The sequence below is a fragment of the Cupriavidus sp. IK-TO18 genome (genome assembly GCF_015549295.1).
Taxonomy (GTDB): domain Bacteria; phylum Pseudomonadota; class Gammaproteobacteria; order Burkholderiales; family Burkholderiaceae; genus Cupriavidus; species Cupriavidus oxalaticus_A.
Genome location: NZ_JADGMP010000030.1, coordinates 29,052 through 43,823 on the forward strand (window position 1 = coordinate 29,052; position 14,772 = coordinate 43,823).

Annotated in this window: 15 protein-coding genes; 12 read left to right on the top strand and 3 right to left on the bottom strand. The window is 67.7% G+C overall.

Annotated elements, in window-relative coordinates; translation table 11 throughout:
• Positions 1-93: 93 nt before the first annotated feature.
• Positions 94-621, bottom strand: coding sequence for a thioredoxin family protein (locus IPF36_RS22720; RefSeq protein ID WP_255519879.1), 528 nt, complete (start codon positions 619-621; stop codon positions 94-96).
• 139 nt (positions 622-760) lie between these two features.
• Here IPF36_RS22720 and IPF36_RS22725 point away from each other — a divergent pair, with 139 nt between their 5' ends.
• From IPF36_RS22725 to zwf, 4 genes are all read left to right on the top strand, one after another.
• Positions 761-1,372: a hypothetical protein gene (locus tag IPF36_RS22725; protein ID WP_135704314.1), complete on the top strand. Its 612-nt coding sequence runs from the start codon at positions 761-763 to the stop codon at positions 1,370-1,372.
• 96 nt (positions 1,373-1,468) lie between these two features.
• A complete protein-coding gene (locus IPF36_RS22730) occupies positions 1,469-2,110 on the top strand; it encodes a LysE family transporter (protein WP_063236625.1) in 642 nt (213 codons plus the stop codon).
• 71 nt (positions 2,111-2,181) lie between these two features.
• Entirely contained in the window at positions 2,182-2,361 is a 180-nt protein-coding gene (locus tag IPF36_RS22735) for a hypothetical protein (protein ID WP_133093581.1), read from the top strand.
• A 279-nt stretch (positions 2,362-2,640) separates the two neighbouring features.
• The gene (gene zwf, locus IPF36_RS22740) at positions 2,641-4,137 is read left to right on the top strand and encodes a glucose-6-phosphate dehydrogenase (protein ID WP_133093582.1); all 1,497 of its coding nucleotides are present in this window, start codon (positions 2,641-2,643) and stop codon (positions 4,135-4,137) included.
• An 82-nt stretch (positions 4,138-4,219) separates the two neighbouring features.
• Here zwf and IPF36_RS22745 read toward each other — a convergent pair whose 3' ends face one another.
• Both IPF36_RS22745 and IPF36_RS22750 read right to left on the bottom strand, forming a co-directional pair.
• Positions 4,220-5,761 carry a YifB family Mg chelatase-like AAA ATPase gene (locus tag IPF36_RS22745; protein WP_135704318.1) on the bottom strand — a complete coding sequence of 514 codons (1,542 nt, stop codon included), beginning with the start codon at positions 5,759-5,761 and terminating at the stop codon, positions 4,220-4,222.
• A gap of 95 nt (positions 5,762-5,856) precedes the next feature.
• Entirely contained in the window at positions 5,857-6,135 is a 279-nt protein-coding gene (locus tag IPF36_RS22750) for an accessory factor UbiK family protein (protein ID WP_133093584.1), read from the bottom strand.
• A gap of 381 nt (positions 6,136-6,516) precedes the next feature.
• Here IPF36_RS22750 and IPF36_RS22755 point away from each other — a divergent pair, with 381 nt between their 5' ends.
• The 8 genes from IPF36_RS22755 to IPF36_RS22790 all read left to right on the top strand — a co-directional run bounded on the left by IPF36_RS22755 (position 6,517) and on the right by IPF36_RS22790 (position 14,724).
• Complete coding sequence (locus tag IPF36_RS22755; RefSeq protein ID WP_135704320.1) at positions 6,517-7,314, top strand: TorF family putative porin; 798 nt, start codon at positions 6,517-6,519, stop codon at positions 7,312-7,314.
• A gap of 53 nt (positions 7,315-7,367) precedes the next feature.
• Positions 7,368-7,706, top strand: a complete 339-nt coding sequence (locus tag IPF36_RS22760; RefSeq protein WP_010814843.1) for a P-II family nitrogen regulator — start codon at positions 7,368-7,370, stop codon at positions 7,704-7,706.
• Between the two features lie 32 nt (positions 7,707-7,738).
• Entirely contained in the window at positions 7,739-9,295 is a 1,557-nt protein-coding gene (locus IPF36_RS22765; RefSeq protein WP_135704321.1) for an ammonium transporter, read from the top strand.
• 479 nt (positions 9,296-9,774) lie between these two features.
• Positions 9,775-11,142 carry a group II intron reverse transcriptase/maturase gene (gene ltrA, locus IPF36_RS22770; protein ID WP_195430687.1) on the top strand — a complete coding sequence of 456 codons (1,368 nt, stop codon included), beginning with the start codon at positions 9,775-9,777 and terminating at the stop codon, positions 11,140-11,142.
• 538 nt (positions 11,143-11,680) lie between these two features.
• Positions 11,681-12,976 carry a glutamate--cysteine ligase gene (gene gshA / locus IPF36_RS22775; RefSeq protein ID WP_133093587.1) on the top strand — a complete coding sequence of 432 codons (1,296 nt, stop codon included), beginning with the start codon at positions 11,681-11,683 and terminating at the stop codon, positions 12,974-12,976.
• A 23-nt stretch (positions 12,977-12,999) separates the two neighbouring features.
• A complete protein-coding gene (gene gshB, locus IPF36_RS22780; protein WP_133093588.1) occupies positions 13,000-13,953 on the top strand; it encodes a glutathione synthase in 954 nt (317 codons plus the stop codon).
• A gap of 77 nt (positions 13,954-14,030) precedes the next feature.
• A complete protein-coding gene (locus IPF36_RS22785) occupies positions 14,031-14,486 on the top strand; it encodes a PTS sugar transporter subunit IIA (protein ID WP_133093589.1) in 456 nt (151 codons plus the stop codon).
• On the top strand, positions 14,455-14,724 hold the full coding sequence (locus tag IPF36_RS22790; RefSeq protein WP_029046719.1) for an HPr family phosphocarrier protein: 270 nt from the start codon (positions 14,455-14,457) through the stop codon (positions 14,722-14,724). Before IPF36_RS22785 ends, IPF36_RS22790 begins: the two co-directional genes overlap by 32 nt.
• Positions 14,725-14,772: the final 48 nt, after the last annotated feature.

Genomic DNA, 14,772 nt, shown 5'->3' on the forward strand with positions numbered 1-14,772 from the left:
CGGGCAACGACACATTCTAATGCCGCGGGCGCCGCGGTGTTGCGCGCGGTCTGCTTGCGTCAATCTGTCGCAATGCCGGCGCCACCGCGCGGTTCAGCGCCGTGTGGCGATGGCGGCGCGTGCCTGGTCCAGCGCCTGCTCCAGGTAGGCGCCGTAGAAATCGGGCTGCATGCCGCGCAGCGGACTGGCGGCGGCGCGGCCCTGGCGATCGAGGAACAGCACCGTCGGCGCCACCCGCACCTGGTGCGCCCGCGCCCAGTCGCGCGCGGTGGTCATGCTGCCGTCGGCATCGCGCAGCGGCGTGGCGGCGGTCAGGTCGAGCTCGCGCACCGCGATCTCGCCGGCGGCGGCCTGCGGGCCGAGGTAGTTGCGGCGCACCGCGTCGCAATAGCCGCATCCTGGCATCGACACCAGCAGCACCAGCGGCTCGCCACGTTGCGCGGCCTCGGCGCCATGCGCGGCCAGGTCGGTGGCGGCAGGCAGGTGCGCCGTGCCCGCGGCCAGCGCCGCGCCGGCGGCCGTTGCCAGCAGCGTGCAGGCGGCCAGTCGCGCCAGTTGCGCTAGTCGGAGCAGCGCGGACCGGGCTGGTACGGCGAGGCGGGGCAGGGCGGGAACAGGCATGCGGTCGGGAAACACTGTCAGGCGGCGCACCATGCACCGGGGCGCCACTTCCGCGATAATACCGGTTTCCGCCCGCAGGCGACGGCGGCCGCCAGAGCCGCTCCATGGCCTGCGCGCGCTGTCCGCCACACGCTTCCCCATGCGTCCTCTTTCGCCCCAGTCGTCGAGCCTGGCCGCCCTGGCCCGCAGTCCCATGCTGCGCCGCGCCGCCGTATGCGCGGCGCTGGCCCTCTGCGCCTGTTCGCCCCGCTATGACTGGCGCACGATCCAGTCCGGCGAGGGCGCCTACGCCGCGCTCTACCCCGGCAAGCCCAGCAGCGCCGCGCGCGACGTCACCATCGCCGGCCGCAAGCTGCCGATGACGATGGAGGCGGCGCGCGTCGACGACACGCTATTCGCCGTGGGCGTGGTCACGCTGCCTGCCGACGACGAAGCGCTGCGGCGCGAGGCGCTGGCGGCGATGCAGGCGGGCCTGCTGGCCAACCTGGGCACGTCGTCGGGCGAGCCGGCGCGTACGCGCCCGGTCACGATCACGACCGCCGACAAGCCGGGGCGGCCGCTGGCCGGCGTGGAAGTGCAGGCCAGCGGCGTGTCGCCGCAGGACCAGTCGCCGCGGCGGCTGACCGCGCGGCTGGTGGCGGTGGGCGCGCGCGCCTACCAGGCGGTGGTGCTGGAGTCCGGCGACGCCGCGCGCGACCAGCGCCAGGCCGAGCAGGTGGAGCAGTTCCTCGGCGGCTTCCACCCGTTCTGAGGTCCCGCAGGACGCCGCAGGAATACAGGGTTTGCGCCGGGCCGCGTCAGTGCGGCGGCGGCAGTTGTCGGGCAGTTGTCGTCTAGGAGAATCGAAATGCGTTGGGAAGTGTGGCTGGCTTATTTCGCGGCGTGCTGGGTGATTGCGGTGTCGCCGGGATCGGGGGCGGTGCTGTCGATGAGCCACGGCCTGTCGTATGGCCTGCGCAAGACCACCACCACGATCTTCGGCCTGCAGACGGGGTTGGTAATCGTGCTGCTGGTGGCCGGCGGCGGGCTGGGCGCGCTGCTGCTGGCCTCGGAGCAGGCCTTCATGGTGGTGAAGACCGTGGGCGCGCTGTATCTGATTTACCTGGGCTTGCAGCAGTGGCGCGCGAAGGTGCAAAGCAGCGAAGGCGCCAGCGAGGGTCCCGCCCGCGTGGCCGTGATGAGCCCACGCCGGCGCTTCGCCACCGGGCTGCTGACCAACGTGACCAATCCCAAGGGCATCATCTTCATGGTCGCGGTGCTACCGCAGTTTATCGACCCGAACCACCCGCTGGCGCCGCAGCTGGCCATCCTGGCGCTGACCATGTGCTGCGTCGACCTGGTGGTGATGCACGGCTACGCGCTGCTGGCCTCGCGCATGCAGGGCCTGTTCCGCAACGCGCGCGCGGTGCGCTGGCAGAACCGCTTCTTCGGCAGCGTGCTGATGGCGGTTGGCGCGGCGCTGTTCTTCGTGCGCCGGCAGCACGCCTGAGCGCCGGCACTGGCGCCAACCCTCGGGGTTTGCTTCAATGAGGGGAACCCCCCGGCCACGGAGAGCCCCAAATGCCAGCCTCGCCGATTCCCCGCGCCGGCGCGCGCATGCTGCCGCGCCACACCGTGCCTCCGGTGGAAGAACCGTCGCCGCCGGGCGTGCCTCCCGACTTGCCATTGCCGCCGGAAGAAGATCCGGTGCCGCCGCCGGTCGAGCCGCCGGTGGCGACGCCAATCGGAAAACGCGCGTAGGGATCGCCGCGGCCCGCCGGGGCCGCTTTAGGCCTTCCTCCCTTTCGTCGCTGCGGCGCGGCGCCCGGCATGGTTCGCCTGTCACGCTGGGGGCGCAAAGTATGGCGGTCCATGCCGCGGCATCGTGCCGGGCGCGCTGTGACCCGCGCCTGTGCCTGCGCCGGGGTGGGGGCCAGCGTGCTCACTGGCATGGTTCATGCGGCTTGCCGCGCGTGCCGGCCGGGCTCGCGCTGCCCGACCCACATCGCGCCGGTGTTCCCGGCAAGCAAGGAGCCCGCCATGCCTACCGCCCGTTCCGCGTTTTCAGCTTCCTCCTTCGGCACGCCCGATCCACGGCCGGTGGATCTTGTGATCTTCGGCGGCACCGGCGACCTGTCGGCCCGCAAGCTGCTGCCCTCGCTGTACATGTGCCATCGCGACGGCAACCTGCCCGAGGGCACGCGCATCATCGGCGTGGGCCGCCATGAATGGGATGCCGCAGCCTTCGCGCGTTTTGCCGACGAGCGCGCGCAGCCGTTCGTCGATGCGCGCTACCTCGATCCCGACAAGTGGCGCGCGTTCCTGCAGCGGCTCGACTTCGTCCGGGTCGATGCCTCGCAGCCCGGCCACTACGAGACGCTGGGGAAGGCGCTGCGCAGCGAAGCGCTGCGCATCTACTACATGGCGATGCCGCCGGGCCTGTTCGCCCAGACCTGCGACAACCTGGCCGGGCACGGCCTGATTGCCGACGACACCCGGCTGGTGCTGGAGAAGCCGCTGGGGGTCGACCTCGCCTCGGCCATTGCCATCAGCGAGGTAGTGACGCGCTACTTCAGCGAAGACCGCACCTACCGGATCGACCACTACCTCGGCAAGGAGACGGTGCAGAACCTGATGGCGCTGCGCTTCGGCAATTCGATTTTCGAGCCGCTGTGGCGCACGCCGTTCGTGTGCAGCGTGCAGATCACCGTGGCCGAGACGGTCGGCGTGGGCTCGCGCGGCGGCTTCTACGACGAGGCCGGCGCCATGCGCGACATGATCCAGAACCACCTGCTGCAACTGGTCAGCATCCTGGCCATGGAGCCGCCCGCATCGCTGAACTCGGACGCCGTGCGCGACGAGAAGCTCAAGGTGTTGCGCTCATTGCGCCCGATGTCGCCCGAGGACGTGCGCCGCAACACGGTGCGCGGCCAGTACACCGCGGGCGCCATCGGCGGCGAGCTGGTGCCCGGCTACCTGCAGGAAGACGGCATCCCGGCGGACAGCCGCACCGAGACCTTCGTCGCGATGCGCGCGGAGCTGGGTACCTGGCGCTGGAACAAGGTGCCGTTCTACCTGCGCACCGGCAAGCGCATGCAGGAACGGGTGACCGAGGTGGTGATCCAGTTTGCCGGGGTGCCGCACTCGATCTTCGATCCCGGCAGCACGCTGCGCGCCAACCGCATGGTGATCCGGCTGCAGCCGGAAGAGTCGGTGCGGCTGATGCTGATGGTCAAGCAGCCGGGCGAAGGCATGAAGCTCAAGCCGCTGAGCCTGGCGCTGAACCTGGACTCGGCCTTCACCACGCGCCGCGCCGAAGCCTACGAGCGGCTGTTGCTCGACGTGATCCGGGGCCGGCTGGCGCTGTTCGTGCGACGCGACGAGCTGCAGGCCGCGTGGACCTGGGTCGATCCGATCCTGGAAGCCTGGCGGCACCAGGACGAAGGCCCGCGGCCCTACACCGCCGGCACCTGGGGGCCGGCGGCGTCTTCGGCGTTCATGGCGCGCGAGGGCGTGCAGTGGTCGGAGGAAGCCTGACCGCCGCCGCCACCGCCAACTGCGGACCGGCGCGCCGGTCGTCCGGATCGAGGCTGTCCCCGCCGCTTCGCCGCGGCTGGCGCTAGCCGGCCATCCGCAGCGCCCGCCGGTACTGGATCGCCTCGCCCACGTGGCTGGCGGTCAGCACCTCGGCGCGATCGAGGTCGGCAACCGTGCGCGCCACCTTCAGCACGCGGAAGTACGAGCGCGCCGACCACGCCAGCCGAGTCATCGCGCCGCGCAGCAGCGCCTGTGCCTGCGGCTCCAGCACGCAGTGCTGCTCGATCTCGCGGCCGCCCAGTTCGCTGTTGGGCTTGCCTTGCCGCGACAGCTGCAGCGCCCGCGCCGCCAGCACGCGCTCGCGCACCGCGGCGCTGGGCTCGCCCGGCGGGCCGTCGAGCATCTCGCCCTGGTCCTGGGCGGGCACTTCGATCTGCAGGTCGATCCGGTCGAGCATCGGCCCGGAAATGCGCGACTGGTAGCGGCGCACCTGGTCGGGGGTGCAGCGGCATGGCCGGTCGGGATGCCCGAGGTAGCCGCACGGGCACGGGTTCATCGCCGCCACGAACTGGAAGCACGCGGGAAAGTCGGCGTGCCCATTGGCGCGCGCGATGGTGATGCGACCGGACTCCAGCGGCTCGCGCAGGACTTCGAGCACCCGGCGGTCGAATTCGGGCAATTCATCCAGGAACAGGACCCCGTGGTGCGCCAGCGAGATCTCGCCCGGCCGCGGGTTGCCGCCGCCGCCAACCATGGCCGGGCCCGACGCGGTGTGGTGCGGCGCGCGGCAGGGGCGCCGGCCCCACAGTTCGGTGCGGAAGCCGCCCGGCGTCAGGCTCATGACCGCCGCGGATTCCAGCGCCTCCTGCAGCGACATCGGCGGCAGCAGGCCCGGCAGCCGTTGCGCCAGCATCGACTTGCCGGTGCCTGGCGGGCCCACCAGCAAGGCCGAATGCTGTCCCGCGGCGGCGACTTCCATGGCCCGGCGCGCCTGCGCCTGGCCGCGCACGTCGCGCATGTCGGGTCCGCTGGCGCTCGACTTCGGCAGCGCGGCGGGGGCGGCGCGCGGCAGGCGCGCGTCCGGCTGGCCACCGAGGTGCTCGCATACCTCGCGCAGCGTGGCTGCGGCGTGGACGGCCAGGTCTTCGATCAATGCCGCTTCGGGGCCATTGTCGCGGGCCACCAGGAAAGCGCGTGGGGCGGCGCCGGCCGCGTGGCATGCGGCGTTGTCCTGCGCCAGGCACATCGCCATGGCCAGCGCGCCGCGCACCGGCCGCAGCTCGCCCGACAACGACAGCTCGGCGGCGAATTCGTGGGCGTCGAGCGCCTCGGACGGGATCTGGCCACTGGCGGCGAGGATGCCCAGCGCGATGGCCAGGTCGAAGCGCCCCGATTCCTTGGGCAGGTCGGCCGGGGCCAGGTTGACGGTGATGCGCCGGTTGGGAAATTCGTAGCCGCTGTTGAGGATGGCGGCGCGCACGCGCTCGCGGCTCTCGCGCACGCCGGTGTCGGCCAGGCCGACGATGGTGAACACCGGCAGGCCGTTGGCCAGGTGCGTTTCCACGCGCACCGGGGGCGCGGCGATGCCGGTCAGCGCGCGGCTGCGCAGGACGGCAAGACTCATGTCAGGCCCTCCATGTCATCGAATCGTTAACGAAAAAGGCCGCCAGGATTGGCGGCCTTCAGGCAGGCTGGTGTGGTCAGCGCGGACTGGCGGTCTCACGCGCCTCCGGTGGAGTCCACCGCACCGGCGCCGGGCGGGATGCCGGCGCGGCGCTCGAGTTCGGCCACGCGGGCTTCCAGCTCTTCCAGCCGGGCGCGGGTACGGGCCAGCACCTGCGATTGCACGTCGAATTCCTCGCGGGTGACCAGGTCGAGCCGGGCGAAGCCCTGCGTCATCATGCTGCGCACATTCTTCTCGATGTCCCTTGCCGGCGAATTGCGCAGCGCCTCGCTGACCTTGTTCTGCAGGTCGTTGAAGAGATCGGTCGGTTTCATGGTTTCTCCTTTGCGCACCTAACTGGTGCCAATCCCGGTAGGCATCTGGCGTATCGCGCGCTTTCGCACTGGTTTTGGGCGCCCTGAATGCGGGCGGAATTCCCTGGTGCGGGCGCACGCTGCCACCGTCAGGTCTCAATTATCGCCGGTGCGGCACGTGGGGGAAAGCTCCGGCGTGCCTGCCTTCACACCTTTTCACCCGATCAGGCTTTGTCGCAAGGCAGATTGAAGCGCGGCTTGGGTCACCGGCGCGGCCAGGATGGGGTTTCGGTTCACCGATTTCGCAGCGGCTGGCACGGCAGTTGCAGTAGTGATCGCGCCTGCCTCACCAAAATCCAACAAACGAAATCCGAGCCATCCCGGGAAAAGGAGAAGAAATTCATGAAGAAGTTGGCCCTTGCAGTCAGCGCGGTCGTCCTGTCCGGCGCCGCCGCCACCGCGTATGCCCAAAGCACCGACGCGGCAGCAGCGCCCGCCGCCGCCGCCGCTGCCGAGCCGGCATCGCCGCATACCTTTACGGCCAACGTGTCGCTGGTCTCTGACTACCGCTATCGCGGCATCAGCCAGACCAACCTGCGCCCGGCCATCCAGGGCGGCTTCGACTACGCCCATTCGAGCGGCTTCTACGTGGGCAACTGGAACTCGAGCATCAGCTGGCTCGAGGACGCCAACCCCTCGGTGTCGGCACCGGTGGAAATGGATTTCTACGGTGGCTTCAAGAACACCTTCAAGGTGTCCGACCTCGAATTCAACTACGACCTGGGCGTGCTGACCTACTACTACCCGGGCGGCTACAACAACCCGCGTCCCTATACGACCGAGCTGTACGCCGGCATCGGCTGGGGTCCGGTATTCCTGAAGTACTCCCATTCGGTGACCAACCTGTTTGGCTTCAACGACAGCAAGAACAGCTACTACGTCGACCTGACGGCCAACGTGCCGCTGAACTTCTGGGACCTGACGCTGAATGCGCACGTGGGCTACCAGGGCGTGGCGCACTTCAGCGACGCGTCGTACACCGACTGGAAAATCGGCCTGACCAAGGATCTCGGCAAGGGCTTCTCGCTGGCGGTGGCCTACGTCGACACCAATGCCAAGGAGTCGGTGTACACCAGCGCCAACCGCGGCCGCTACCTGGGCAAGGCGGCGGCCTGGGCCTCGCTCACCAAGACTTTCTAATCACCGCTGCAGGCCGGGCAGGCTGAAGCGAGCCTGCCCCAAGGAGAACCCGGATGAAACTCATCATCGCAGTCATCAAGCCGTTCAAGCTCGACGAAGTGCGCGAAGCGCTGTCGGACGTGGGCGTGTCCGGCATCACCGTCACCGAAGTGAAAGGCTTCGGCCGCCAGAAGGGCCATACCGAGCTGTACCGCGGCGCCGAGTACATCGTCGACTTCCTGCCCAAGGTGAAGATCGAGGTGGCGGTGCCCGACGACGTGGTCGAGCGAGCCATCGAGGCGGTCGAGAAATCTGCCCGCACCGGCAAGATCGGCGACGGCAAGATCTTCGTGGCACCGATCGAGCAGGTCATCCGCATTCGCACCGGCGAGACCGGCGGCGATGCCCTGTGACCCAAGACAGCATAGAGACAGAGGCTAATCACATGAAAACCTGGATCAAGCGATTCCTGACGGCCGGCGCAATGGCGCTGGCCATCGGCACGGCGGGAGTGGGCATGTCCGCGCCGGCCGCCGCACAGGACAAGCCGGCGGCGGAGGCTTCGGCCCCGGCCGCCTCGGCCGCCGCCCCCGCGCCCGCCGCCGCTGCAGCGGCACCCGCGCCCGCTGCCGCCCCCGCGGCGGCGGCCCCGGCCGCTGCCGCCGAAGCCGCCGCCGCACCGGCGGCGCCGCAGCCCAACAAGGGCGACGTGGCCTGGCTGCTGGTGGCCACCGCCTTCGTCATCCTGATGACGCTGCCGGGCCTGGCGCTGTTCTACGGCGGCCTGGTGCGTTCCAAGAACATGCTGTCGGTGCTGATGCAGTGCCTGGTGATCTTCTCGCTGGTGGCGCTGCTGTGGGCGATCTACGGCTACAGCTTCGCCTTCACCGAGGGCAACGCCTTCTTCGGCGGCACCGACCGGCTCTTCATGAAGGGCCTCACGGTGGAAGCCATGGCGGCCACCTTCAGCAAGGGCGTGGTGATCCCGGAGCTGGGCTTCTTCGCCTTCCAGTGCGCCTTCGCCTGCATCACCTGCGGCCTGATCATCGGCGCCTTCGCCGAGCGCGCCAAGTTCTCGGCCGTGCTGGTGTTCGTGGTGCTGTGGTTCACCTTCTCCTACATCCCGATGGCGCACATGGTCTGGTTCTGGCCGGGTCCTGACGCCTACACCGACGCTGCCGCCGGCGCTGCCGCGACCGCCAAGTCGGGCTGGCTGTTCCAGAAGGGCGCGCTCGACTACGCGGGCGGCACCGTGGTGCACATCAACGCCGCCGTGGCGGGCCTGGTGGGCGCGTATCTGTTCGGCAAGCGCATCGGCTTCGGCCGCGAGGCGATCCGTCCGCACAGCCTGACCTTCACCATGGTCGGTGCCTCGCTGCTGTGGTTCGGCTGGTTCGGCTTCAACGCCGGCTCGGGCCTGGAAGCGAGCGCCGGTGCCGCGCTGGCTTTCGTCAACACGCTGCTGGCGACCTGCGCCGCGGTGCTGGCGTGGACCTTCGGCGAGTGGATCGGCAAGGGCAAGCCGTCGATGCTGGGCGGTGCCTCGGGCGCGGTGGCCGGCCTGGTGGCGATCACCCCGGCAGCCGGCTTCGTCGGCCCGATGGGCTCGATCGTGATGGGCCTGGTGGCTGGCCTGCTGTGCCTGTGGGGTGTGACCGGCCTGAAGCGCATGCTGGGCATGGATGACTCGCTGGACGTGTTCGGCGTGCACGGCGTGGGCGGCATCGTGGGCGCGCTGCTGACCGGCGTGTTCGCCGCGCCTAGCCTGGGCGGCACCGGCATCTACGACTACGTGGCCAACAAGGTGGCGGAAGACTATTCGATCGCCGGCCAGCTGTGGGTCCAGTTCGAGGGCGTGCTGACCACGGTGGTGTGGTCGGGCATCGTTTCCTTCGTGGCCTACAAGCTGGTGGACATGCTGATCGGCCTGCGGGTGCCGGAAGATGAAGAGCGCGAGGGCCTGGATATCACCTCGCACGGCGAGACCGCGTATGAAGGCTGATCGCCAAGGTGTTGTGCTGGAGAGCTGATTGGGAATCGTCTCTCAGGAGCTTTGCCCGGCCGCGTGCCGGGCTTTTTTCGTGCGCCCAGCATGGGCGCACTCTTGTGGGTGCAAGTCCCACCGTAAGCTGATCACAGCGAACGAAGCGAAGCGCAACTGCGTGAGGGCGACCGAGCGTGGGGAGGAAGCGTGGAGCGTAAATCGTGAGCCGATGAACAAGAACCACATAGAAGGCGCGGCTGAGCAGGGCGAGCGGGCGAGAAACCGCGAAGCTCTTGTGATCAAGGCGAGGCAGCGTAAATGTGGCGGCTGTGCGATGAAGGAGTGCGTTCTTACCTGGGGAGACCTCACCTCGATCCCGAAAGGGTAACGGCGTTGAGCCGGAGTGAGGAGTCAGCAGAGGCCGTAGTAGCCAGAGGACAGACCGGCAAGGTTGGAGCTATTGGCGAAGGGCCGAACGAGAGGAAGTGTCAGAAGCCATGACGATGTTGGAGGCCAGGCGCCAGAAGCCCGCGCGAGCGGGGCGGGACACCGAAGCCAGGGGTGAAGCCCCGGATGGAGTGTGTCGCGGCGAAGCCGAAATCCCGCGGCATGAAACGGACGGCACAGGGTCGGCGCTGCTGGAAGCGGCGCTGACGCGCGAGAACTTGCGGCAGGCGTTCAAACGGGTGCGGGCGAACAAGGGGTCGGCGGGTGTGGACGGGCTGGACATTGACCAGACGTCGCGCAAACTGGCGTCCGAGTGGCCTCGTATCCGTGAGGAACTGCTGCGGGGGACGTACCGGCCCAGTCCGGTACGATGGGTGACGATCCCGAAGGCGGAAGGTGGCGAGCGCGAGCTTGGCATCCCGACGGTGACGGATCGGCTGATCCAGCAGGCGCTGTTGCAAGTCCTGCAACCGCTGCTTGACCCGACCTTCAGCAAGCATAGCTACGGGTTTCGGCCTGGACGGCGGGCACATGATGCGGTGTTAGCCGCTCAGTCGTTCGTGCAGTCGGGCCGTCATGTGGTGGTGGACGTGGACTTGGAGAAGTTCTTCGACCGGGTCAACCACGACATTCTGATCGACCGCCTAAGGCAACGCATCGCCGACGCCGGGATCATCCGGCTGATACGAGCCTACCTGAACGCGGGAATCATGGATGGCGGGGTGGTCATGGAACGGCATCAGGGAACGCCGCAAGGTGGTCCCCTGTCGCCGCTGCTGGCCAACGTCTTGCTAGATGAGGTGGACAAGGAGTTAGAGTGGCGGGGTCACTGCTTCGCGCGGTATGCCGATGACTGCAACGTCTACGTTGGCAGTCGTCGCGCTGGCGAGCGGGTGATGGCTCTGCTACGAAGGCTCTATGACCGCCTCAAGCTGAAAGTTAACGAAGCCAAAAGCGCCGTGGCGCCGGTATTTGGTCGCAAGTTCCTTGGGTATGGCCTATGGCAAGCCCGGGACGGTGTGATCAAACGTGTGGTGGCTACTAAGCCAATGGCGGCGTTCAAACAGCGTGTCAGGGTACTGACGCGGCGCAATGGTGGGCGCAGCCTCCAAGCCGTAGTCGATCAGTTGCGCCCTTACCTGCTGGGCTGGAAAGCCTACTTCGGGCTGGCGCAGACCTCCAGAATCTGGCGTGAGTTGGACAGCTGGATAAGGCGGCGGCTTCGGGCCTTGCAGCTCAAACAGTGGCGCAGGGGCAAGACTATCCACCGCGAACTGCTTCGCCTGGGGGCCTCACTACTGGTGGCGCAGTCGGTGGCGGCGTTAAGCCGTCGCTGGTGGCACAACAGCCTATCGGCGATTCATCGGGTGCTGACCACTGCCTACTTCGATAGTCTGGGACTGCCCCGTCTCGTCTGACCTCAACCTCTCGAACCGCCCGGTGCGGACCCGCATGCCGGGTGGTGTGGCAGGGGATGCAGCCCGATGGGCTGCCCCCTATGCCGATTTGTCTTATCAAGCAGGCATTAGCACCGCACACAACGCCACACCGGCTCGCTGGGCGGCTGGCCGGAGAAAACTCGCAAAAGCCGCCAGTCCAATGCTGATGCGGGCTGGCGGCCGATCTCCCCGGCACGCCCGTGGGCTTTTCGCAAAGTGCTTAAATCCGATCTTAAAAAGCTTCAATTGTCTTTAATGTGCGGGGCACATACATTGCCAGTGAGGCAGTTTCCTCCACCTGCAGAACGCTCCCCGTATCTGTCAGGCCATTTAAAGGCGCGGCGATGCCGCGCTTTTTTTTGTCCGCTGCGCCAGCGCCCTTTATATCCCGCGCGGCATCCCCATATCGTTATCCCTCATGCCATGGCCTGCATATCCTTATCAGGAGTGTGCCAGCGCCTGTTTGGCCGTTCCTCTACAATCGGGGCGAACGATAAAGACGATCTATAGGATGGATATGGTCCCGCATCTCATCACCGCGCTGAACGGTCCTCTGCTCGAACTCGAGAAGAAGATCTTGGACGCCACCCCGTCGATCGAGCGCTGGTTCAGGCTGGAATGGCAGGAACATACGCCTCCGTTCTATTGTTCGGTGGACCTGCGCAACGCCGGCTTCAAGCTCGCGCCGGTCGACACCAACCTGTTTCCGGGCGGCTTCAACAACCTGGCCCCGGAAATGCTGCCGCTGGCCGTGCAGGCGGCGATGGCGGCGATCGAGAAGATCTGCCCCGATGCCAAGAACCTGCTGCTGATTCCGGAACGTCACACGCGCAACATGTTCTACCTGCAGAACGTGGCGCGGCTGTCGCTGATCATGCGCCAGGCGGGGCTGAATGTGCGCCTGGGCTCGCTGTCCGAGGAAATCACCGAGCCGACCCCGATCGAGCTGCCCGACGGCCAGACCCTGGTGGTCGAGCCGCTGGCGCGCCTGGGCACCAAGGGCCGCCGGCTGGGGCTGAAGGACTTCGATCCGTGTTCGATCCTGCTGAACAATGACCTGTCGGCCGGGATCCCGCCGATCCTGGAAAACATCAACGAGCAGTACCTGCTGCCGCCGCTGCATGCCGGCTGGTCGACCCGCCGCAAGACCAGCCACTTTGCCGCCTATGACGAGGTGGCCAAGAAATTCGCGAAGCTGATCGACATCGACCAGTGGATGGTCAACCCGTATTTTGCCCGCTGCACCGGGGTGAATTTCCACGAGCGCGTGGGCGAGGAAGAGCTGGCCGACGCGGTCGAGGGCGTGCTGAAGAAGGTCGCCAAGAAGTACCGAGAGTACGGCATCAAGGAAACGCCGTACGTGGTGGTCAAGGCCGATGCCGGCACCTACGGCATGGGCATCATGACCGTGCGCGACCCGTCCGAGGTCAAGGGCCTGAACCGGAAAGAGCGCAACAAGATGAGCGTCGTCAAGGAAGGCCTCGAGGTCAGCGACGTCATCATCCAGGAAGGCGTGCACACCTTCGAGAAGGTCAACGAGGCGGTGGCCGAACCGGTGGTCTACATGATCGACCGCTACGTGGTCGGCGGCTTCTACCGCGTGCACACGGGCCGCGGCAACGATGAAAACCTGAACGCCCCGGGCATGCATTTCGTGCCGCTGGCGTTTGCCCCCAACGGCATCCCCGACAGCCATGCCAAGCCGGGCGCTGCGGTGCCGAACCGCTTCTATATGTACGGCGTGGTGGCGCGGCTGGCGCTGCTGGCGGCGTCGATCGAACTCGAAAAGACTGACCCGAACCCGATCCTGTGACGAGCCCTGACGAGTCCTGACTGATGCGCATCCTCTTCATCACCGATCCGCTGGAGACCTTCAAGACCTACAAGGACTCCACCTACGCCATGATGACCGAGGCCGCCGCGCGCGGCCACGAGCTGTACTGGTGCCTGCAGCCGCAGCTGTGCCTGTCTGGCAGCACCGTCGAGACGCTGGCGACGCGCCTGCACCTGACGGATGACGACAAGGCCTGGTACCGCAAAGGCAACAGCGCGCTGGAACCGCTGTCGGCCTTCGACGCGGTGCTGATGCGCAAGGATCCGCCGTTCGACATGGAATACGTCACCAGCACCTGGCTGCTGGAGCTGGCCGAGCAGCAGGGCGCGCGCGTGTTCAACAAGCCGCGTGCGATCCGCGACCATTCCGAGAAGCTGGCGATCGCCCAGCATCCGGAATTCATCACGCCGACGCTGGTCACGCGCGACCTGGCGCGCATCCGCGACTTCCATGCCGAGCACCGCGACATCATCGTCAAGCCGCTCGACGGCATGGGCGGCATGGGCGTGTTCCGGGTGGGCTCTGACGGCATGAACCTGGCCGCCATCGTCGAGACGCTGGGCCAGGACGGCGCCCGCACCCTGATGGTGCAGCGCTATATCCCGGCGATCAAGGACGGCGACAAGCGCATCCTGCTGATCGGCGGCGTGCCGGTGCCGTATTCGCTGGCGCGCGTGCCGATGGCCGGCGAAGTGCGCGGCAACCTGGCCGCCGGCGGCAGCGGCCGCGCCCAGGAACTGAGCCAGCGCGACCGCGAGATCGCCGAGTCGCTGGCGCCGGGGCTGTGGGAGCAGGGCCTGCTGCTGGTGGGCCTGGACGTGATCGGCGACTACCTGACGGAAGTCAATGTGACGAGTCCGACCTGCTTCCAGGAAATCACCCAGCAGACCGGGTTCCACGTCGCGGCGATGTTCATCGACGCGCTGGAACACGCCGTGGGCGCCGCCGGCAGCTGACCGGAACCATCCCGGCTGGCAGCGGGAGCGCGGGGGGCCGCCTGCTACAATCTGGGCAATCCAACGGATTCACCATCATGGCAGGCATCCTGATCATCGCGCACACCCCGCTGGCTTCGGCCCTGCGCGATTGCGCCGCCCACGTCTACTGCGGCCAGCCGCAAGGGCTGGAAGCCATCGACGTCCTTCCCGACGCGGACCCCGCCGCGGTGCTGGCCGAGGCCAGGCGCCGCCTGGCCGCCGTCTGCGAAGACAACGGCGCCCTGGTCCTGACCGATATCTTCGGCGCGACCCCGGCCAATATCGCCGCGCGCCTGGCCGAGCAGGGCCGCGTGCGCGTGCTGGCCGGCGTCAACCTGCCCATGCTCGTGCGCGCCATCTGCTACCGCAACGAAAAGCTCGACCAGCTCGCCAACAAGGCGCTGGCGGGCGGCTCGCAGGGCGTGCTGCAGGTCGGCACCACCACCGTACAGAACCAAACCGCCAACCATCCCGACAAATATGCTGCAGAGGGACACCACCATCATCAATAAGCTCGGACTGCATGCACGCGCGTCCGCCAAGCTGACCCAGCTCGCAGGCAGCTTCGTCAGCCAGGTCAAGATGTCCCGCAACGGGCGCCAGGTCGATGCCAAGAGCATCATGGGCGTGATGATGCTGGCGGCCGGCATCGGCTCCACGGTGACCCTCGAGACCGACGGACCCGACGAGCAGGAAGCGATGGACGCGTTGCTGGCGCTGATCGCCAACCGGTTTGGTGAGGGAGAGTGAGGCCGGCGGCCCCGGTCCCGCAACTTCGAATTCTTAAACGTTCCTGAC

Coding starts and splice junctions, on each gene's coding strand:
- zwf (WP_133093582.1), top strand. CDS start 2,641: ATGCCTACCGCCCGTTCCGCGTTTTCAGCTTCCTCCTTCGGCACGCCC.
- IPF36_RS22750 (WP_133093584.1), bottom strand. CDS start 6,135: ATGAAACCGACCGATCTCTTCAACGACCTGCAGAACAAGGTCAGCGAG.
- IPF36_RS22725 (WP_135704314.1), top strand. CDS start 761: ATGCGTCCTCTTTCGCCCCAGTCGTCGAGCCTGGCCGCCCTGGCCCGC.
- ltrA (WP_195430687.1), top strand. CDS start 9,775: ATGACGATGTTGGAGGCCAGGCGCCAGAAGCCCGCGCGAGCGGGGCGG.
- gshA (WP_133093587.1), top strand. CDS start 11,681: ATGGTCCCGCATCTCATCACCGCGCTGAACGGTCCTCTGCTCGAACTC.
- IPF36_RS22735 (WP_133093581.1), top strand. CDS start 2,182: ATGCCAGCCTCGCCGATTCCCCGCGCCGGCGCGCGCATGCTGCCGCGC.
- IPF36_RS22730 (WP_063236625.1), top strand. CDS start 1,469: ATGCGTTGGGAAGTGTGGCTGGCTTATTTCGCGGCGTGCTGGGTGATT.
- IPF36_RS22755 (WP_135704320.1), top strand. CDS start 6,517: ATGAAGAAGTTGGCCCTTGCAGTCAGCGCGGTCGTCCTGTCCGGCGCC.
- gshB (WP_133093588.1), top strand. CDS start 13,000: ATGCGCATCCTCTTCATCACCGATCCGCTGGAGACCTTCAAGACCTAC.
- IPF36_RS22765 (WP_135704321.1), top strand. CDS start 7,739: ATGAAAACCTGGATCAAGCGATTCCTGACGGCCGGCGCAATGGCGCTG.
- IPF36_RS22745 (WP_135704318.1), bottom strand. CDS start 5,761: ATGAGTCTTGCCGTCCTGCGCAGCCGCGCGCTGACCGGCATCGCCGCG.
- IPF36_RS22790 (WP_029046719.1), top strand. CDS start 14,455: ATGCTGCAGAGGGACACCACCATCATCAATAAGCTCGGACTGCATGCA.
- IPF36_RS22785 (WP_133093589.1), top strand. CDS start 14,031: ATGGCAGGCATCCTGATCATCGCGCACACCCCGCTGGCTTCGGCCCTG.
- IPF36_RS22720 (WP_255519879.1), bottom strand. CDS start 621: ATGCCTGTTCCCGCCCTGCCCCGCCTCGCCGTACCAGCCCGGTCCGCG.
- IPF36_RS22760 (WP_010814843.1), top strand. CDS start 7,368: ATGAAACTCATCATCGCAGTCATCAAGCCGTTCAAGCTCGACGAAGTG.